The sequence below is a fragment of the Candidatus Zixiibacteriota bacterium genome (assembly GCA_019038695.1).
GTDB lineage: Bacteria > Zixibacteria > MSB-5A5 > GN15 > FEB-12 > B120-G9.
In genome coordinates this window covers 1-20390 of record JAHOYZ010000002.1, presented here as the reverse complement: position 1 = coordinate 20390, position 20390 = coordinate 1, and the positions used below count along the sequence as shown (strand labels likewise).

General features: G+C 50.2%; 18 protein-coding genes. 15 read left to right on the top strand and 3 right to left on the bottom strand.

Annotated features, from left to right (window positions below; translation table 11 throughout):
• Positions 1-200: 200 nt before the first annotated feature.
• The 6 genes from obgE to KOO62_00480 all read left to right on the top strand — a co-directional run bounded on the left by obgE (position 201) and on the right by KOO62_00480 (position 5898).
• Entirely contained in the window at positions 201-1178 is a 978-nt protein-coding gene (obgE, locus tag KOO62_00505; GenBank protein ID MBU8932463.1) for a GTPase ObgE, read from the top strand.
• Positions 1168-2283 (top strand): DNA-processing protein DprA, encoded by a 1116-nt coding sequence (dprA, locus tag KOO62_00500; protein MBU8932462.1) that lies wholly within the window; start codon positions 1168-1170, stop codon positions 2281-2283. Before obgE ends, dprA begins: the two co-directional genes overlap by 11 nt.
• Positions 2277-2546 carry an HPr family phosphocarrier protein gene (locus tag KOO62_00495; GenBank protein MBU8932461.1) on the top strand — a complete coding sequence of 90 codons (270 nt, stop codon included), beginning with the start codon at positions 2277-2279 and terminating at the stop codon, positions 2544-2546. The genes dprA and KOO62_00495 overlap by 7 nt, the downstream gene beginning before the upstream one ends.
• Before the next feature lie 83 nt (positions 2547-2629).
• The gene (gene ptsP / locus KOO62_00490; protein MBU8932460.1) at positions 2630-4384 is read left to right on the top strand and encodes a phosphoenolpyruvate--protein phosphotransferase; all 1755 of its coding nucleotides are present in this window, start codon (positions 2630-2632) and stop codon (positions 4382-4384) included.
• A gap of 22 nt (positions 4385-4406) precedes the next feature.
• Positions 4407-5480 (top strand): bifunctional phosphoglucose/phosphomannose isomerase, encoded by a 1074-nt coding sequence (locus tag KOO62_00485; GenBank protein MBU8932459.1) that lies wholly within the window; start codon positions 4407-4409, stop codon positions 5478-5480.
• A gap of 214 nt (positions 5481-5694) precedes the next feature.
• Positions 5695-5898 carry a hypothetical protein gene (locus KOO62_00480; protein MBU8932458.1) on the top strand — a complete coding sequence of 68 codons (204 nt, stop codon included), beginning with the start codon at positions 5695-5697 and terminating at the stop codon, positions 5896-5898.
• 112 nt (positions 5899-6010) lie between these two features.
• Here the strand turns inward: KOO62_00480 and KOO62_00475 are convergent, their stop codons facing one another.
• Complete coding sequence (locus KOO62_00475) at positions 6011-7906, bottom strand: glycosyltransferase family 39 protein (GenBank protein MBU8932457.1); 1896 nt, start codon at positions 7904-7906, stop codon at positions 6011-6013.
• 355 nt (positions 7907-8261) lie between these two features.
• Between KOO62_00475 and KOO62_00470 the strand changes: the two genes are divergently transcribed.
• The 8 genes from KOO62_00470 (at position 8262) to KOO62_00435 (ending at position 16406) form a co-directional block, all read left to right on the top strand.
• A complete protein-coding gene (locus KOO62_00470; GenBank protein MBU8932456.1) occupies positions 8262-9803 on the top strand; it encodes a TldD/PmbA family protein in 1542 nt (513 codons plus the stop codon).
• A gap of 56 nt (positions 9804-9859) precedes the next feature.
• Positions 9860-11182: a TldD/PmbA family protein gene (locus tag KOO62_00465; GenBank protein MBU8932455.1), complete on the top strand. Its 1323-nt coding sequence runs from the start codon at positions 9860-9862 to the stop codon at positions 11180-11182.
• Between the two features lie 317 nt (positions 11183-11499).
• Entirely contained in the window at positions 11500-13179 is a 1680-nt protein-coding gene (locus KOO62_00460) for a fructose-bisphosphatase class II (GenBank protein MBU8932454.1), read from the top strand.
• A gap of 155 nt (positions 13180-13334) precedes the next feature.
• Positions 13335-13667 (top strand): metalloregulator ArsR/SmtB family transcription factor, encoded by a 333-nt coding sequence (locus KOO62_00455; GenBank protein MBU8932453.1) that lies wholly within the window; start codon positions 13335-13337, stop codon positions 13665-13667.
• 2 nt (positions 13668-13669) lie between these two features.
• Positions 13670-14965 (top strand): permease, encoded by a 1296-nt coding sequence (locus KOO62_00450; GenBank protein ID MBU8932452.1) that lies wholly within the window; start codon positions 13670-13672, stop codon positions 14963-14965.
• A 13-nt stretch (positions 14966-14978) separates the two neighbouring features.
• On the top strand, positions 14979-15212 hold the full coding sequence (locus KOO62_00445; protein ID MBU8932451.1) for a TM0996/MTH895 family glutaredoxin-like protein: 234 nt from the start codon (positions 14979-14981) through the stop codon (positions 15210-15212).
• Between the two features lie 34 nt (positions 15213-15246).
• Positions 15247-15714 carry a hypothetical protein gene (locus KOO62_00440; GenBank protein ID MBU8932450.1) on the top strand — a complete coding sequence of 156 codons (468 nt, stop codon included), beginning with the start codon at positions 15247-15249 and terminating at the stop codon, positions 15712-15714.
• Positions 15714-16406, top strand: coding sequence for a sulfite exporter TauE/SafE family protein (locus KOO62_00435; protein ID MBU8932449.1), 693 nt, complete (start codon positions 15714-15716; stop codon positions 16404-16406). The genes KOO62_00440 and KOO62_00435 overlap by 1 nt, the downstream gene beginning before the upstream one ends.
• Before the next feature lie 38 nt (positions 16407-16444).
• On the opposite strand, the gene KOO62_00430 is transcribed toward KOO62_00435, so the two are convergent.
• A complete protein-coding gene (locus tag KOO62_00430) occupies positions 16445-16867 on the bottom strand; it encodes a hypothetical protein (GenBank protein MBU8932448.1) in 423 nt (140 codons plus the stop codon).
• A gap of 289 nt (positions 16868-17156) precedes the next feature.
• On the opposite strand from KOO62_00430, the gene KOO62_00425 reads away from it, so the two are divergent.
• Entirely contained in the window at positions 17157-18533 is a 1377-nt protein-coding gene (locus tag KOO62_00425) for a sodium:solute symporter family protein (protein ID MBU8932447.1), read from the top strand.
• Positions 18534-18957: 424 nt separating this feature from the next.
• Here KOO62_00425 and KOO62_00420 read toward each other — a convergent pair.
• On the bottom strand, positions 18958-20390 hold a 1433-nt coding region (locus KOO62_00420; GenBank protein MBU8932446.1), incomplete at its 5' end, for a T9SS type A sorting domain-containing protein.

Below are 20390 nucleotides of genomic sequence, written 5' to 3'. Positions count from 1 at the left end.
TTTTCGACCGTGAAAATTGGGTTGGATTGAAATGGCCACTCTGTAACATGAGTGGCTGTTTTCTATGTTTGAATATTGGTAAACATCCCGCCCGCCGGTCAGGTTGCAAGCAAGCAACCAGGGCTTTCAGGGCTTGTACGCAAGCACAAACCAGCGCACTCTGAAATTGACTTTGCATCAACATAGCCAGATATTGCGACATGTTCGTGGATTATGTCAAAATTGAGGTGGCAGCCGGCAACGGCGGTCATGGATGCGTCTCTTTCCATACCGAAAAGTTTGTCCCCAAGGGTGGTCCCGATGGGGGTGATGGTGGTCGGGGGGGAGATATCGTTGTTGTGGCCGATCCGCAATTGACCACCCTGCTCGACTTCCGGTACAAGCGAAAGTACAAAGCCATCAACGGCAAACCCGGATCGGGCGGACTAAAAACAGGCAAATCCGGACAACATACCGTACTGAGATTGCCGGTCGGGACGCTCGTCAAGAATCTCGAAACCGATGAGCTGATACTTGACCTCGACGAACCGGGAATGCAGGTTGTGCTGGCCAAAGGCGGCAAAGGCGGTCTCGGCAACGACCACTTCAAGTCACCCACCAACCAGGCACCGCGTAAAGCGACCAATGGCAAACCGGGTCAGGCGTTCCATCTCGGATTGGAACTCAAGCTGTTGGCCGATGTTGGTCTGGTAGGACTGCCCAACGCTGGTAAGTCTACGATTCTCGCTTCTTTTTCGGCGGCCCGTCCTAAGATTGCCGATTATCCGTTTACAACCCTGGTACCCAATCTTGGCATTGTCAGGTTGCGCGAGTTCAAGTCGTTTGTGATGGCTGATATTCCGGGATTGATCGAAGGGGCATCTGATGGAAAAGGATTGGGGCATCAGTTTCTCAAACATATCCAGCGAACACGCCTCATTGTATATATCATTGATATCAATGATGAATCTATCGAGGAAACACTTGAATTGCTCAAGCAGGAACTGAGAAGTTTCGACCCGGCCCTGCTCCGGCGTCCTTCGATAGTCGTTATCACAAAATCGGATACAGTCAGCGACGAGGACCTAAAAGAGATTTGCAACGAGTGGCCGAATGACTATATTCCATTATCGGCCGTTGCACGAAAGGGAGCCGACCGGTTTCTTCAAACGATAGAGCGAGCCCTTGATGGACAGTAAGCGGCAACAACGACTAATCGAAACCATTGGGTTGCTGTCGATTCCCGGTGTAGGACGCGGGCGTTTCGGTAAACTGATCCGTGTCTTCGGATCGGTATCAGAGGTGCGCAAGGCATCATTTACCAATCTCTGCTCTGTAAATGGAATATCCCGCTCACTGGCGGAAGTGATTGCGGCACAATTTGACGAAAGCAAGGCAGCCGAGATTGCAAAACGGGTAGAGCGCCTGGGATGGTCGGTACTGTTTCCAGATGATGATACCTATCCACACGCCCTGAGCACTATCGCTTCCGCACCCCCTTTGCTGTTTCGCAAGGGTCTACCGGCCAAACCTGATGACCACATGATAGCAATTGTCGGTACCCGCCATCCGAGCGAGAATGGACGTTTGTTCGCCTTCAATTTCGCCAAACGGCTGGCTGCCGACGGTATTGTGATCATTTCGGGCATGGCTGAAGGTATCGACACCGCTGCTCACATGGGGGCAATCGAAGCCGGAGGGCGTACGGTAGCAATCTGGGGGAGCTCGTTGGATCATGTATACCCGACCACCAACAAGCAGCTGGCTATGGATATTGCTACCTCCGGTGCCACCTACTCCGAGTACTTCCCAGGTACCCGTCCTGACCGTGCTCACTTTCCCGAGCGCAACCGGATCATATCGGGTTTCTCCGAAGGAGTCGTCGTCGTGGAGGCGGGACGGAAATCCGGTGCCCTGATTACGGCTACCCTTGCGCTGGAGCAGAACCGAGAGGTTTTCGCTGTCCCTGGTTCACCGGGAGTAGGCACCAGCATTGGAACCAACGAACTCATCAAGAAAGGCGCGTCCTTGATCACCTCCGTGGATGACATCTATAGCGAATTGCCAACTCTGCGCGGTGAAGTAGTGGCGCGACAATTCAAGACGCTGCCGGACTTGACCGAACCCGAACGCAGGATTATGGAGTTGGTTACATCCGATCCTATTCAAATTGACCAGATTTCCCGGACGGCACAGATACCCATTGAAGAAATAACCCAATATCTTCTGGCGTTGGAGCTGAAGGGAGTCATTCGGGAACTGTCGGGAAAGCGCTTTGTCCTGGCCGAAGAGTTCGCATGCTAAAGAAGACTGCTACCATTGTTAATCGCCTTGGTCTGCACGCCCGCCCCTCAGCGGCTCTGGTCAGCACTGCCTCGCGGTATGAAGCGACCGTTTTTCTGACCAGAGATCATCATTCAGTCAACGGCAAATCGATCATGGGGGTTATGACTCTCGCGGCCGAATTGGGCTCGGAGCTGATAATCGAAGTCGATGGACCTGACGAAGAGGAAGCGATGCAAGCGATTTTAGATGTGATCGCATCCGGCTTCGGCGAAATGGACTGATATTCCCCTTGCCTTTCTTTTGACCCTTCGGTTATACTGCATGGCTGTGAAAATGTTAGTGAAAGCTTGGAGTGCGATAGGATATGAGCGGCAAGAGAAAGGTCATAGAAGGAGTGTCGATTTCCAGCGGTATCGTGCTGGGGACATCCTTTGTAGTATTGCCGGGTGATTTTCATGTCACAAAAACACCTGTCCCAGTCTCCCGAGTAACCGCCGAGACCGACGCTCTTGACCAAGCCATCGAAGCAACTATCGAAGAGCTACGCCAGATGCGGGCATCGGCCCTGCGCAAGGCAGGTGGCCCGGTGGCGAAAATCTTTGATGCCCAATTGCTTATCGCTGGCGACTACGAATTCCTAAAATCAGTCAAGAATCGTATCCGCTCCGATAAACGTAATGCCGCATTTGTATACAACCAGGCGATCAGCGAAGCCACTGCCCCGTTGAAGCAATCATCCGATCACTATTTGAGTCAGATGGCTATCGATATCGAGGCGGTTGCAAGTAAAGTACTTTCGCACCTTTGCGGTAGTGAAACAAAGCTAAGGAAACTCCCGCCCAACACAATCGTTGTCAGCCGGGTTATTACTCCCAACGATATCATAGCATATCGTGAGATGAAAGCCGTAGGATTCGTCGCCGGTGAAGGAGGCACGGATTCGCACATGGCCCTTATTGCTCGGTCGTTCACCCTACCGGTCGTATTGGCACGAGACGACCTGAAAGCGATCCCCAACAGTTGTCGTTTGATTGTTGATGGTACTTCCGGCGAGATTATTGTCTCTCCGACCAGTGAAGAATGGAGCGAATATCAGCGGCGTCGCAAACGTCAGGGACCAACCCTTCTGAAACGAATCAGAAAACTCAAGGTATTTCCTCCGGTAACCACCGACGGTCGTGAGATCGGCATCGCCGCCAACCTGAGCTTACCCGGACCGGCCGACGACCTTCTGGCCGAACAACAGATTCCGGTTGGTTTGTATCGGACGGAGTTTCTCTGTTTGGCCCATCGCAAGATGCCAGACGAGGAGACACAGTACCAGTATTATAGTGCCATTGCCCAGAAATTTGCACCAGCGCCGGTAACACTGCGCGTTTTTGACCTCGGATATGACAAACTTTCGCCAGAATCAAATTGGCCGACTGAGGACAATCCGGCTCTGGGCTGGCGTGGCATTCGCGCTTTACTGGATATGAGCACCGTTTTCAAGACTCAGATACGGGCCATACTGCGTGCCTCCACGCGCCGCAATCTCAGGATTATGCTGCCGATGATATCAGATCGCTCTGAGATTGACCGGGCCAGGAGGCTTATCTCTCAAGTCAGGCTCGGGTTGCGCCGCAAAGGTATCGATCATGACTCTGACATAAAGATTGGTATCATGATAGAGGTTCCTTCGGCGGCGATGACAGCTGCGACACTTATCAAGAGAGCAGATTTTGTTTCGCTTGGAACCAACGACCTGACCCAGTATGTCCTGGCTGCCGATCGTGGGAACCGCCGCGTCGCCGGTCTGTACAACCCCCTCCATCCGGCTGTGCTGAGCATGGTTCGAATGGTAGTGGATGCCTGTCACGATGATGGTGTCCCGGTAGCAGTGTGTGGCGAGTTGGCTGGAGAAATATTGGCCGTACCGCTTCTGATAGGGATGGGAATTGATACCCTCTCCATGAGTCCCAACCGTATCGTAGATGTTTGTCGGACAATAAAAACAATCGACTCAACCGTTATGCGTCATATGACCAGATCAATACTTGCGGCCGAGTCACCAAACGCGCTGATGGATCGTCTTTACGATCTGGAAGCGGCACAAAATAATAGACAAATCAAGACATAGAATACATATGAGGATTGATACATTGAGTATTCTCGACGACGTTGATCAGATCAGGGCGATGGATCCGAGTAATATGTACAATAGCATCTTCGACTTTGCCGAGCAGATGGCTGACGCTCTTAAGATCGGCAAAATGTGGAAAGTGGACCCGGTTGATTTCTACGGGATCAAAAACATAGTAGTGGTCGGCATGGGTGGCTCCGCCATTGGTTCGGAAATCCTGCGCAGCTTCCTCGCTTCCAAGCTCATGGTGCCCTTTGATATTTGCCGGAACTATGTGCTCCCGGAATATGTCGATGATGAAAGCCTGGTTATTGCCTCCTCCTACAGTGGCAACACTGAAGAAACTCTGGCAGCGATTGAGGATGCGATCGAACGCAAAGCTATGCTGGCGACCATAACGACCGGTGGTATGCTCGCGGACCTGGCCAAGCTCAATGAAATCCCTATGGCCAAATTACAGACTGGTTTCCAACCACGCGCCGCCCTGGGATACTCGATCGTTCCGATGTTGATATTCTTTGAGAAAATAGGCCTGGTGAAGGACATGATCAAGGAAGTCGAGCATACCATCACCGCCCTTCAGGAATATCGCGAGAAATACATCGAGGACAACGACACTACAACCAACCCGGCCAAGCTCCTGGCAGAAAAGTTGTGTGGCAAGATTCCAATTATATACTCCGGACCGACTATCACCGATGCGGTGGCCTTACGCTGGAAAGGGCAGTTTTGTGAAAATTCCAAGACGCTAGCCTATATCAATCAATTCGCCGAACTCAACCACAATGAATTGGTGGCCTGGTCGGACAACATCGCACCGCACAAGGATCATCTGGTCGTAATCCTGCTCCGTGATATGAATGATCATCCACAGATCAGAGCTCGGATGAACATCGTCAAAGACATAATCCTGCAACAGGAAGTAGAAGTTATTGATGTTCATTCGCGTGGCGAACGGCTACTGGAACGAATACTGAGCCTTGTCCAGTTAGGTGATTTCACTTCGTACTATCTGGCCATTATCAACAAAGTCGATCCCACGCCGGTAGCTGTTATCGAAGCCCTCAAACAGGCGCTCAGGAACAGCCATTAGCAGGCGTTGCTTGCTTTTTGACAATCTGTGTAGCCGGCTCAAATTCGTTTGGGCCGGCACGCATCGCCTGCTTTCTGGCTAACGCGCAGAGCTGCTTCCCTAACTGGATGAAAAAACAGGTACCGACTGTCGAGACCGAAGAAGATTTCGACCTCAGAACATCAAATCGCGGAGTACCTGGGAACAAAGGGATGAGGTGTATGTTGGATAATTTATGGTGCTAAGACCTGAAACACGGATTGAAGACTACATTCAGGACCACCCCGATCTGGTAGGTTTCTTGATCCAGCACAACCTTCCCTGTGTCGTGTGTGGGGAACCATTCTGGGGCACCCTGGCTGAACTGGCCGACCAGAAAGGGTGGGATGAAAACCGCCTTATGGATCTGATAAGTGATTTCAACAAGTTACTCCCTTAACCACTATCCAGCAACCTACGTGCTTGTTTGGGGAGTCGATCACTAGCAGGGAAGTTGACCGGTCTGTTGAGTGAACTATCTGGCTATCGAATCGATGAAACCGTCGCAGCCGCTAATCCAGATCGAGTTTGAGTCTCATGATTTCAATGCGAGTGTCAAGACGCCTCGCATCTTCGCCCTCATAACCGTTTAGTTCTTTAGTTCGCTCATAGTAAAACAGGGCGGAGTCGTATTGTTGTTTTTGTTCAAAGACGGAGGCAATACCATATATTGCGCGATCAAATCCGATGGAATACTCAATTGTCTGGCGGTAATAATTGAGTGCGTCGTTCAGGTGACCTTCAGACTGAGCAATCCGTCCCAGATTATAATTAAATATTGGATGGGTCGGATTCACCTCCATGCCACGCAAGTAAATCTGTTTTGCTTCCTGAGGGCGATTGTGCCACAGGTGAGTTTGGCCCAGTTCATCGTAAACCATTAAGTTATCCGGCAGGATATCCAAAGCTTTCTCGAGTTCCATAACACCGGGTCCATACTTGCCGTGCTGAAGTAACGTCTGACCCACCAGTGAATGAAACTGAGAGCGATTGCCAGTCGAATCGACTTGGCCTCCCCAGTTTAGAACAACTACAAGTAAACCAAAAAGACCGATACCCCCCCAAAAACGTCGTCTGTTTCGAACGGCCATTGATCCCAACCGACCTATCGCATAAACAGCAAACATGACAGCTACGGGGATGACCGGCTGCCGAAACCTGGCACAAACAAAAAAAGCGCTGATTACCAATGCATACAAACCTATGGCATGAATCGGGACCACGATATTTTTCCGATTCCTATAACCGAGAACACCACCTACGAGTGCTAATGGGAACAACAATCCGGAAGGGAAATTAATCAAGAATGACCAAAGCGTGATGGACATGTAAGAGCTATATTGCCGGGCATAGTAGAGAGGACGGTTGTTAAATATCTCAGAACCGTGCCAAAACATATAGAATTTCTTGGCCATGAGTGTCAGCCACCTCAGAGGTTCATGGAATATGTCCTGGTATGCACTGGTGTACCAGTAGCTTGAGACTTCCCCCTGAGAAAGTTCACGGCCGATCTGAAACTCGGCCTCATCAAGGGACGAAGTCCAGATGTTGTCGTTATAATCACCAATCCGAAGGTTTGGTCCCGGAGCACGAACCGTCAAGCCATCACTGGAGGCCGAATTGCCGATGTAGAAATTGATTCCCCCCTGAGTTGAAATAGGTACGAATTCCCCGCCGACGAAGTAGTTGAAAGCAGTGACCGGCAGAACCGGAATCAGCATCGCGAGCACCAATAGAAAGCTGCGACGAACAGTGCGTTTAAGTCCGGTTCGACCGAACTGTATTATGGACACCAGTGGATACACGATTACAAGCGGGATAATAGTCGGGCGGGTAATGGCTCCGATTCCCAAAACCAGTCCAGCAAGCACAACGTATTTAAGATCGTTGTCCGTCACCGCCCGGACAAGAAGGTATACAGTCAAGGTAAAGAGCAGAACAAATAACGATGTTATAAGGGGTTCCCCCTCGTAATATACAAGTGTGGGGTAGGCGACTACAACCAGGGCCGAGTACAAAGCAATGGTCGAGCCAAACAGGTGTCTAGCGAGGAAGTAACTGGTAAATCCCGTGAGCAAACCAATACCACCCTGCCATGCAATTACCGTCCAGGATGAAATACCTGATATGTGGTACCACAGAGCCAGAAGATGCGGATAGAGAGGTGCTCGGAAAAACGCAGTGGAGGTGGTATCACCGGACAGTATACTGGTTGCCCACGTGTGCAACACAAGACAGTCGGCGGAGTAAGCGCCCATGAAACCACTTGCCTCAAGTCCCCGGGCGTATGCTATTCGAATTAAAACACCGGCACCTGCGATCAGCAACAGGTGCAGTCCGGTTGGATACCAAGCATGAGAAGAAACAGTATTACACACTTTGCCAATCGACTTCAAGTAAGATCGCATAGTCGCAACATCCCTGACCAGAAGAAACCTGTTTCCTGTCAGTAATAAAGGTCGATTTCTTAACCGGACAAGGAAAAAGGGTTCACTGTTGCACCGCCCGGATTCTATCCTCGCCGATTAGTGGATCAGTTGCCATTGTGCGATCCGCCTCTCTTAATGTCCCTTCGTGCCCGTGAAGGAGGGATCGGTACACTCAGTTGCCTGGGAATGGGAATACTCGTAAAGAGATGAAACAAGCTGCTCATTTGTTCGTCCAATTATGTGTGGAAGCGAATAATTCACAGAGTAGTACACTTCCGATGTGTCAGAAATTTCAAGCGAATAACTATAGAGTCAAGTGCTCGGAGGATTAAGGATGGATAACATCACAAGGCGGAAATTCATTAGGATGGGGGCTCAGGGTGTTGCATTGGCGACAATCCCTGCAATCTTCAGGATCAATCCCGCTATGGCTTTTTCACCAGGTCTCAGTGAGAGCTCAGATCTTGACGATTACATGCGCCATTTTGGAGTTGATAGAGACTTGATCCGAAAGACAATGGGTCTCGCTCTTGAAAACGGCGGAGACTATTGCGATCTCTTCTTCCAGCATTCATCCAGCAGCTATGTCGCTCTGGAAGACGACATTGTCAATCGGTCGTATACGAATGTCGATTTTGGAGTTGGCATCCGAGTTGTTAAGGGAGACCAGACCGGGTATTCATTTACCGAGGAAATCACTCCCGAAGCGATGAAACTGGCAGCCAAGACAGCGGCCAGTATTTCTGCGGGAACTGCACCGGGAACTATTGCCAGCCTTGCTCTGTATCCGACTCCCGATTACTACCCAATCAAGACGAAATGGGAAGATGTCGGTATCGACCAGCGTATCCCGGCGGTCAACCGGATCAATGCTGCCATGCATGCTGCCGATAAACGGGTGATCAAAACCAGTGTCAGTTTCTCCGATAATAACTCCTACATTATGGTGGCAACTTCCGATGGTCGTATTGCCTGTGACTATCAACCGATGCTTCGAGTTTCCGGCTACTGTACTGCAGAGCAGGATGGGAAAAGAGAGAGCAACGGATTCGATCTGGCTGGCCGACGTGGTATTGAGTTTGTGACCAACGAATCTCTGGATCGAATTGGCTCTGAGGCGGTCAATCGCACAGTCAATCTTTTTGATGCGGTTATGCCCGAAGCAGGCGAAATGCCAGTTGTACTGGCAGCCGGAAGCTCCGGGATTTTATTGCATGAAGCCATTGGTCACGGGATGGAAGCAGACTTCAATCGCAAAGGGACGTCCATCTTCGCTGATAAGATCGGCAAGCCGGTAGCCGAGAAATTCGTTTCCATTGTGGATAACGGTAAGAATGCCAATGTTCGAGGATCAATCAATATTGATGATGAAGGTCAGGACAGTCAGGAGACATATCTCGTGAGGGACGGCATTCTCGAAAGCTACCTGCATGACAGAATCAGCGCCAAGTTCTACGGAGTCAAACCTACCGGGAGTGGGCGACGCCAATCCTTCCGCTTTGCACCGATACCGCGTATGCGCAATACCTACATGACGGACGGTCCTCACGAGGTCAAAGAAATAATCGGCAATGTCAAGAAAGGCATCTTTGTCTCACAGTTCACTAATGGTCAGGTAGATATCGGAGCAGGCGATTTCACTTTTTATGTGAAGTCAGGAAACTTGATTGAAGATGGGAAGATAACGAAGCCCATCAAAGACATCAATCTGATAGGCAACGGTCCAAACTGCCTGAAAAAAGTAACTATGGTCGCCAACGATATGGCCATGGCTGAAGGCGGCTGGACCTGTGGTAAGGGTGGTCAGGGAGTGCCGGTATCGATGGGACTTCCCACGATTCTGGTGTCATCAATAACGGTTGGCGGTATTTCGTGAGCAGCCAGACCATGACCTGGACAATAACCGATAGAACTGACACAAGGAATTGAGATATGGATACAAAAGGCAGATTGGAACTGGCTCACTGGGTAGCGAAAACGGCCAGAGCCGTTGGTGCCGCAGATGCGGCTGTAGACATTTACCGGTCTCGCAGTGTTGAAGTTGAATTTCGCGATGGGCAGCTCGATTTGGTTAAGGAATCGACCCAGAACTCGCTCAATATCGATGTTTATGTCGATGACAGGTTCTCGGGACATTCGACCAATGACCTTCGCCGTGATTCACTGGGTAGCTTTATCAAGAAGGCCGTGGCAATGACCAAGTACCTCGGGAAGGATGTATTCCGCAAACTTCCCGATCCGAAGTACTATAAGGATATCAAGGCGATAGATCTGAAGCTGGTTGATGATAGCTATGACAGTGTCGAGGCTGCTCAGAGAGTCAAGATGGCGAGGAACTTACAAGAACTGACAGCAGGCAAAAGCGACAAGATCATATCTTCCACCGCAGGATACTATGATGGCGACAATGAATCCATCAAGGTTCACAGTAACGGTTTTGAGGGTATCACACAGAGCACTGTGTTCTCAGTTGGCGTCCAGGTGACAATCGACGACGGTAATGGCGGCCGTCCAACCGATTGGGACTACGCTACTACGCGTTTCCTGAGTAATATACCTGATGCTGAAACGCAGGCTCAGGCTGCGGTTGACAGAGTGGTGGCGAAAGTTGGGCAAGCCAAGATCGAGTCCGGTCAGATGGATATGGTTGTGGTCAATCGGGCCGCCGGTAATCCGTTGTATGCGCTCTATGGACCGATGGGAGGGAGAGCCTTGCAGCAGAAACGCTCATTCCTCGAAGGAAAGCTGGGTGAGAAGATCGCTTCTGATCAGCTTACTGTGATTGATGATCCCTTTATCGAGCGTGGGTTGGGATCAAGGCATTACAATGGTGAGGGTATGGCAGCTCGAAAGCGCACTCTGATCGAAAAAGGTGTCCTTAAGGAGTTCCTTATCGATTGCTACTACGGTCGCAAGCTTGGAGTCGATCCGACTGGCGGTTCGACATCCAATGTTATCTTCACCTACGGCGACAAGTCGCTGGATGACTTGATTGCGGGAGTTTCCAAGGGCATCCTTGTCACCAGTTTCATTGGTGGCAACACGAACGGTACCACCGGAGATTTCTCGTGGGGTCTGATCGGTATGCTGATTGAAGACGGAAAAATCGTCAAACCGGTCAACGAAATGAACATTTCCGGTAATCTCGAAGGATTGTGGGGAAATCTCGTTGCCGTTGGCAATGATCCTTATCTGTACTCTTCTCTGAGACGTCCATCATTTCATTTTAAGGATGTTCAGTTCGCCGGTCTATAACCTAAGGTACGATTGCATTAAAATGAGAGTCTGCCTCGCTCCCGATACACATTTCGGGACGGGGCGGTTTCTTTTTCCCAAGCTACTACAATTCACGAACATTCAAAGAATCACTCCCCCACGCGCATGAGAAGCATGTACCCAATTCAAAGCGCTATCACTCTAATTCCGTTTGAAAACAGACGGCACGATTTCACTTGCCATCGTCGCCTGCTTCCCTAATTTGACCAGATGATGACCGTAGCTCAGGCGACCGTAAGATCAACCGCGAGGTTCAGTATGATTGTGAAGACCACAACACGAAGGATGATTCCGTCATGACCAACGAATTACGCTTTGATATTGCCGTTCAGCGTATCGCATACAAGGGAATGCAGAAAGAATACCCGGCCAGCAAAGACCGGATTATCGAGTTCAACCATCGTCATCGACCTGTGTTCGATCTCTACGACGTATCACTTCTTGAATCCAATGTCCTGTTGCTTGACGACAAGATCAACAGGGCTTCCAATCTGGGAGCGCTTCGTAATCGCAAGGTACGCGAGTCGGCCATATTTTCGGCAGCGCTCTCGGCCGTAGCAGTTGGTGTTCACGGTCGCGGAAGTCTCAACGACATACCCGAAGATCAACGCACCAAACAAGTAATCAACGAACTTAAGCGGGTCAACGACCGTACTGCAGCACAGGTTATGTCGGAAGTCCTGCAGGTGACCACCGAGACGTTACCAATAGGCGAAGAAGTATTAATCGAATCGACAATAACCGAAGGCGTGCGGGCCAAGCCTGGCAAAGAGGTTGGCGGCAATCCGACTATTGCTGTGGGGGCGTTGTTTGGAAAGGCTCACCACCGAGCAACCTATGGTGGGGATATGCCGAAAAACGTCTCTCTCCTTTCTATGGGTAATGACGTAATCGATGGAACTACCAAGTCGGTCAAAGGACTGCATTCGAGCCTGACAGCAATGTTCCTGATCGAGTCGCAAGTCAAACGCCATCTACCGGACATCTATGTTCAGAGGTGGATGAGCGGTGCTCATTTTGACGAGTTCAATCCTCGGGAAGCATCGGTCATTGATGCTGCCAAGATTATCGCCGACTCCTACGGACATTCTGACCTGAATCAACTTAGTTCTTTTTTCATTGATCGCAAACGTCACCACCCTGCAATGGATGCCCTCAACGATGCTGGCGTGGCTATCCCATATGATACCGATGGTGACCTTTTCCCTTCGCTTGTTCTGGGGCTGGACGGAGTAGATTTCCCCAATGGTCGCTGCCTCAATGCTATGATCGGCGAAGTTGGCGGCTCGGCAGAATGGGCCGTCGGGGTATTGCCGCTGGTGTGGCGGGGCGGACAGGCGCTGGGAATGATCACCAGTCATTCATCCCTGACTCGAAGGGGCGCCACGGCCGAGGAACTCTGGAACGATCGATTCCACTACACTGAAGAAGAACTGATAATGATCCAGGATGCACGTTTCCAGCAGAAGCCTTACTTCACCATCCATGACATTATCGAGAATCCATATTCTGGCGGAATAAGTGCTTTCGGATCCATCACCGATAGCTACTACCTCCCCTTCCTCAAGGGTGTGAAAGCCGACGAAGAAGCCGGAACGATTACTGTTACGGTATTGGTCATCAACTCTTTGGGCGTGACCGAATGTTGGCAGTTAAAGTTTAAGTGCAATAAAGGGCTCAAGCACACCATGAATAAATTGTGCTCCCCAAAAGTGGACATAAGTGCGTTGAGGGGGAAACAGCTTGAAGCGGCTATCGGACGAATGCTTGATGATAAAGCTCAGCGAGATCGGTATCGTATCTTCTTCAACAACGAGTATTACCCGGCTTCGGTCCCAATCAGGGATAAACTGGCTCTACTAGGCGGTGCGCTTGATGGACTGATTGAACGTGGCGCTTTGGCCGAAGTTGATCGCGAGATTGTGGACATCACCCGCCGCTTGGCGCCGGAATGGTGGGTCGACCCGGCGTCATAGTTGAAGAGTCTGGGGCTCGACCGAGCGGTAACTGTAGAAAAGTGACAGACTGACAGGGCGAACGAATCCAGTCGGAAGGCATGAAATAGACATTGTTTTATTCAGTTGTTTGGCTATATTGCCAAATAGCCGAAAGGTGGAAACAAGGAGATTTAATGGTTGATAGAAGGACACAGGCTCTGTTCGAGGCGCGGGCGGCCGTGATCAAAGCGATGGCCCACGCCACGAGACTTATCATCATCGACGAACTGGCCCGCCATGATCGTTGCGTACAGGAACTGACTGACATAATCGGCGCAGACGCATCAACCGTTTCCCGTCATCTTTCCATTCTCAGGGCAGTGGGCATAGTGGAGAGTGAAAAGAAAGGTCTGCAAGTATTCTACTCGCTTCGGGTACCGTGCGTGATGGATTTCTTTAAGTGCGTCGAATCGGTTATCAAATCCAACGTCGTGCAACAGGTACAACTACTGAAGAGTAAGGATTGATTGTGAATTTCAGGAACGAGTGGAAAGGCCTAATTCTCATTACAGGTGTGTTCCTTATCTTCTACTATCTGCCCTTCGACAGTGAACACCTTCAGCGGTCTCTTGGCGAAGCTCTTCTGCTGACGCAATGGTACGCTCGCGAACATGTTTTACTTTGTCTGATTCCTGCCTTCTTTATAGCCGGTGCCATAGGCACTTTTGTCAGACACGAGTCTGTGATGAAATATCTGGGTGACAGGGCCAACCGTATCGTGGCTTATGGGGTAGCTTCCGTTTCAGGGTCAGTTCTGGCGGTATGCTCCTGCACGATTCTACCCCTCTTTGCCGGGATCTATCGCATGGGCGCAGGATTGGGACCAGCGACGGCGTTTCTCTACGCCGGACCGGCGATCAATGTGCTGGCAATAATCCTGACCGCTCGTATTCTGGGACTTGAGCTGGGTATCGCACGAGCAGTTGGAGCTGTAGTATTCAGTATTGTCATTGGATTACTGATGCAATTGATCTTCCGCTCTGAAGAGGAATCAAAGATTCAAGCTCAGGAAGCTGAGTCCGAGGAAGATGTCCCACGCCCGTTGTGGCAGACGGCATCGTATTTTGCGGCGATGATTGCTATTCTGGTTTTCGCTACCTGGAGTGAACCGGACCGACAAGTCAGTTTTTGGTACAATGTTTATTCATTTAAGTGGGTGGCAACCGGTTTATGCTCTACTCTGCTGGGCGTGATGCTGGTATTATGGTTCCGATTGAGATGGTGGCTGGTTACTGGTGTGGGTGTTATAACCGCCGGCGTTGGCTTTTCACCAGCCGGACCGGTAGCTGCTTATGCAGTAGCAGTAGTTGGCCTTTCAGTAATAACCGCAACCAGCAAGGGAGAGGGCGAGGATTGGTTTTCTCAGACGTGGGGATTTGCCAAACAGATTCTGCCATTGTTGTTCTTCGGTGTCCTGATGGCAGGATTGTTGCTGGGTCGGCCTGATCAAGAGGGATTGATTCCCTCGGAATGGATCAGCCAGTCAGTAGGAGGGAATTCGCTGGGAGCCAACCTGTTTGCATCGGTGATAGGAGCCTTCATGTACTTTGCTACGCTGACCGAGGTGCCGATCCTCCAGGGCTTACTTGGTAGTGGGATGGGTAAAGGGCCGGCGTTGGCGTTGCTTCTGGCCGGGCCGGCGCTGTCGTTACCGAACATGCTCGTGATACGGTCTGTAATGGGAACGAAGAAAACAGTCGTGTTTGTTGTACTGGTCATTACTATGGCTACCATTAGTGGTATGATATTCGGAACATTATTATAAGGCGAGATGGAGTATGAAAAAGATCGAAATCCTTGGCACCGGCTGTCCCAAGTGTGACAAGCTCAAGTGTCAGGTTGACGAAGTGGCAGCAGAAATGGGGCTTGACTGTCAGGTAGAGAAGGTTAGTGACATTAAGAAAATCATGGCTTACGGTGTGATGATGACTCCAGCTCTGGTGGTCGATGGGGTCGTCAAGGTAACGGGCAAAGTACCCTCGGTCGAAGAACTCAAAGATATGCTGGTCTGAAAAGGCTGATAAGTAGAGAGGAATCATTTCAATTATGAACGGCAAGAATATTCTTACAATCATTCTGTTGCTCTTTGTTGCTGCTTCGGTAGCCTGGCTCGTATCTGGTAAGGGTAGCATAGAGCAGACGACGCCATTAGAAGAATTGGCTACAACTTCTGCCGAAGATGGCTTCGTTGCCTACTATCTCCACGGCATGCGTCGATGCGCCACCTGCGAGAAGCTCGAGTCGTATTCGATCAAGGCGGTCCAATCCGGGTTTGCTAAGGAGCTTGAGTCGGGGCAACTTCAATGGCGGGTACTCAATTATGATTTACCGGAGAATGAACATTTCCTTAGCAACTATGACATCACTCACCAATCAGTAGTGATTACTTTAGTGGAAACTGACTCGGTCATACGTTGGAGAAACCTGGACAAAATCTGGGACCTTGTCGGCGACGAAGAGGCATTTATGGCCTATGTCCAGACAGAGATATCAGACTTCATAGGGGAGCGTTGATGGACACCCTGCTCTTGGGGATATTTTCTGCTTTGTGGCTGGGCATTATGACTTCCATCTCTCCCTGTCCTCTGGCCACTAATATTGCCGCCATATCATTTGTTGGCCGCCGCGTAGGGAATCCACGCCTTGTTCTAGTGGCCGGAATGCTCTATACTGCCGGTAGAACCCTAGCCTATGTGTTATTGGGTTCCCTGACCGTAAGCAGCCTGTTATCGGCTCCGGCGATTTCTCATTTCCTCCAGCTTCATTTGAACAAATTCCTGGGGCCGCTTCTTATTCTGGTCGGGATGTTTCTGCTGGAGATGCTGAGATTTGGATTTTCTCGAGCTCTGGTTGGGGAAGGAGTACAGAAAAGAGCCGAGACATGGGGAATCTGGGGTGCGGGCCTGTTGGGTCTACTATTCGCTCTCTCATTTTGTCCGGTGTCAGCGGCGCTCTTTTTTGGAAGTCTAATTCCGTTGGGAATAAAGCACCATTCAGGATTGCTGATTCCAGCTATCTACGGGATAGGCACTGGTTTGCCGGTTCTTTTCTTCGCTTTTCTCATGGCCGTAGGGACGAAGTATGTGGGGGCAGCGTTTGACCGACTAACGATCATCGAACGTTGGACCAGACGTATCACCGGAGTAATTTTCGTTGTAGTGGGGATCTACTACTCAGCAGTGTATATTTTTGGCGTTCAGTTTTGACAGCCAGAGTCGAACGTACGGGCGTGCTTCGTCCGAGATTAGCGACAGTCGGTGAGAATTGTCCTGGTGATGGAGCCTGGTTCGATACTATCAGACACCCAGCTCAGTCCTATTTCCTCCCAATCGGAGGTTGTTGACGCATCGATATAACGCTCACCGTCGAAGATTCCGGACTGAACCGCGATTCGTTTGAATTGCATTGAGAGGGCAGGACTACTCAGGATCACTGCTGACCGTTCCATACCTTTCCTGCAATAGAGGCTCTGTCCTCGTTGGAAGAATTTCTGTACTACTTGCGAGGCGGGCTGCATTTTCCGCATATCGACAAACACTGCGAAGTTTCCCTCCTGACTGGAGAGAATCTGTTCGGATTCCTTCAGCCATTGATCCATTTCATCTTTATGCAGTTCCCCTGCGAAAATAAGTTTGTAGCCGTAGTCCTTCTTCTCAATGTTGTACACTCGTTATTCCTTTCCTTCAAAAAGCGACCGCTAATTCAATATTTCGGTCGATTAGAGATCAATGATTAGGGGGTGTGCAAAAATGAAACTCCCAAGTTGGCTGAAAGAACCTAGTAGCAGGATAAATACGTATTATTCCGCACATTGTAATACCATCAAACGCGCCAGCAGGCAGATAATTGTCGTCGATTGATCTGGACCATAAGTTGAATGCTCTTGACAAAAAGCTTAGAAAAGGGGATTCTTGGATATGCCAGACGGTTTATCAATGCTAAATGCTCTATAACCCATGCACATTGTTGACTACACAATAATCGTCCTTTACCTGATTGTTCTGCTGTACATCGGAGTGCTCAGGCGACGAAAGGACAAATCTGCCAGCGATCTGATCGTCGGTGGGCGGATGCTCACTCTGCCCGCTTTTGTTGCCAGCCTCGTATCAACCTGGTATGGTGGTATACTCGGTGTTGGCGAATACTCGTTCAGACACGGTGTGTCTAATTGGCTCGTATTTGGAGTACCCTATTACCTTGCGGCGTTAATGTTTGCGCTGTTCCTGGCGCGGAAAGCACGGCAATCGGAGCTGCTCACAATCCCCGACCGTCTCGCACAGACCTATGATACCAAGACAGCCATCGCCGGATCGGTCGTTATCTATCTGATGACCGTGCCGGCGGCGTACATTCTGATGCTTGGCGTGCTCGGGGAGTTTCTCTTCGGTTGGCCGTTCTGGGTGGGGGTGTTATTGGGAACGCTGTTCTCGATAATCTATGTGTTCATTGGTGGTTTTCGCGCTGTTGTGAGAACAGACCTGTTGCAGTTCGGTCTGATGTTTGTCGGGTTTGCGGTTCTTGTGATTACCGTGGTCTCGACCTACGGTGGACTCTCTTTTCTTCAGGCCAATGTGCCAGCCAATCACTTCACCTGGCATGGCGGTAACTCCGGCTGGTATATCGCAATCTGGTATGTGATCGCGCTGGCGACGCTTATTGAACCGGCGTTCTATCAACGATGCTATGCCGCTCGCAACGCTAATACCGCCCGGACGGGCATTTTCATTTCTATTGGTTGTTGGATGGTGTTTGATTTCATGACCACATCCTGCGGTTTGTATGCTCGTGCATTGTTGCCGGATTTGTCTGATCCGTTGGGATCATACCCGGCGCTGGCCATGATGGTTTTACCGGTCGGATTGTTGGGTCTGTTTGCGTTGTCATTACTGGCAACGGTGATGTCCACAGTTGATTCGTATTCGTTCATTGCCGCTTCGACATTTGGCAATGACATAGTAGGACGACTTCGGAAAATGTCGGAGGAAGGAATTATCCGATGGACCCGGCTTGGTTTGGTTTTTTCGGCGATGCTGGCGGTGGGGGTAGCGCTGTTCTTTCGTTCAGTCGTGGATATCTGGCACACCTTCGGATCGATTGGAACCCCTGCGTTGTTAGTGCCGGTCTTTTCCTCGTTCGTAGGTAGCCGAAGGCTCCCAGCTATGTGGGCGTTTATTTCGATTCTAACAAGTGGATCGCTCTCAGCGGTGTGGTTGGCGGCGAAGTATTTTCGAGAAGATGGCTCCTATTGGTTCGGGGTGGAACCGATCTTTCCGGGGTTGATTCTTTCGATAGTGTTGTTTCTGACGCTGGCGAAAGATCGGAGTATGCCTTGACATTTATGCTCTTGGATAATATTATAAATTATATAGCGTAGGGTTTTGCTGCATTCCCACGATCTCCAGTTGGGAACAAAATCGTGTTTGTGCAGTCATTACTTCATTACGTGAAACAGGATGTGGGCGACATTTGAAAAATAGTTAACAGTTAATGAGGAGTAACAACGATAGGGCGACACATAGTTCTTTCGATTGCACTTTTGGTAATATTGTTTTCCTTGTCGATTGCCGATGATCATCTGGCCAACAAGGAAAGGGCGCCCTATCCAGACCTGGCACAAGTTGAGGTTGTACCCTATTCAGACGAATATCTACGCTCAACCAGAGACCCGTAGAGAACTGCACGAATTCCGCTCGGCCAGGATCGAGGGGCATTATCCGGACCCGGCAACAAAGTCGGCAATCAGTTGGCCAGGTTAGCCTATTTAAGCATTAGCATCTTTCTGGTGAAATCATAGTCACCAGCCTGCATACGGTAGAAGTAGATACCGCTTGCAACACGTGTTCCGGTCTCATCTGCTCCGTCCCAGACGGTAGTGTACAACCCCCGTTCCACAGGTTCATCAATCAATGATTTCACTCTCTTCCCCAAGAGATCATACACCGCAATCTCAACGTGGCAGCCGACCAAAACCGAATACTCGATTGTTGTCGATGGGTTGAATGGATTCGGGTAATTCTGAGCCAGCGCAAATGAGTATGGAAGAGAAGGCGATTCTTCATCCAACAATGCCTCAAAAGTCTCGAGGAGGGACATCTTGGCTCCACCTTCAGGGCAATCTGCTAAAGCCTTGTATATTTGTTCGACGAAACGCTCATCCAACTTCTTGAGTGCCGGCATTAGGGATTCTTCAATTTCGTTCCTGCCAGCAACATCATGCGGTGTTTTTCCCCAGTTTGCAGAAACACAACAGATATCGTCGGCGTCAACATCCCCGTCGCCGTCCATGTCGGCGTAGGTTGCACGTAGCTCCTCCCAGGCGTGAGCTGCGTTCATGGTCCAAATAACTTCCGGATTCTGGTGGCGATCACAACCGGTCTCGGCCCAGAAGACTCCCAGACGAAGAATATCGCGTTCATCAACTATCCCGTTGTTGTCGGCATCACCCGGATAGACAACTGGACCGAAATGCGCCCACACCGTGTCATCTGTCCCCATTGAGTAGCCATTGAGATCCATCACGTCTGCGTCAATTATCAAACCAATCCTGTCGAGGGGAGTGAACATACCATCAGATGGGACGACCCTGAAGAAATCCTGATTGTCCTGGTAGAGGTAGATGGGCATTGGTTCACCTAGTCTGCTAATCATACTGACTCGATTCACCAACGAACTGGTACTTACATTCTCATTGAACCAGACCTCAAGTGTGTCGGTCACAAGATTTTCACGGCAATCACCTGGAGGGGTTGGTCCCTGGGTGTCCGCGTCTTTGATAACCTGGAGAAGGCTGTTAACAACATCAAGGCCAAATGACGTATCGATATCGTCGATTCCATCAGAGGCTCCTATCTGCACAACATAGCTTTGGTCGACATCGGAATAGTCCGGTATGAACACAAAGTCGGTTTGATTGACCTGGTCGACAAGATAAGCTCCTTCGGGACATTGAAGACACTCAAAAGTAACATCATCGCCGTCAAGGTCGTGACAAGATATTGTGAGAACGCATTCCTGTCCTTCAGTAACAATCGTGTCTCGAGGGACCTGGGAAAACTGTGGCGGCTGATTGACAGCTACTACAGTAAAAATGGCCTGGTCGGAATCAGACAACTCACCTGGATCAGTCGCTGTGAAAGTGATCGTTTCGGATCCGTTCCAGTTGGCGCTCGGCGCCGTAATGGTCGCTACCC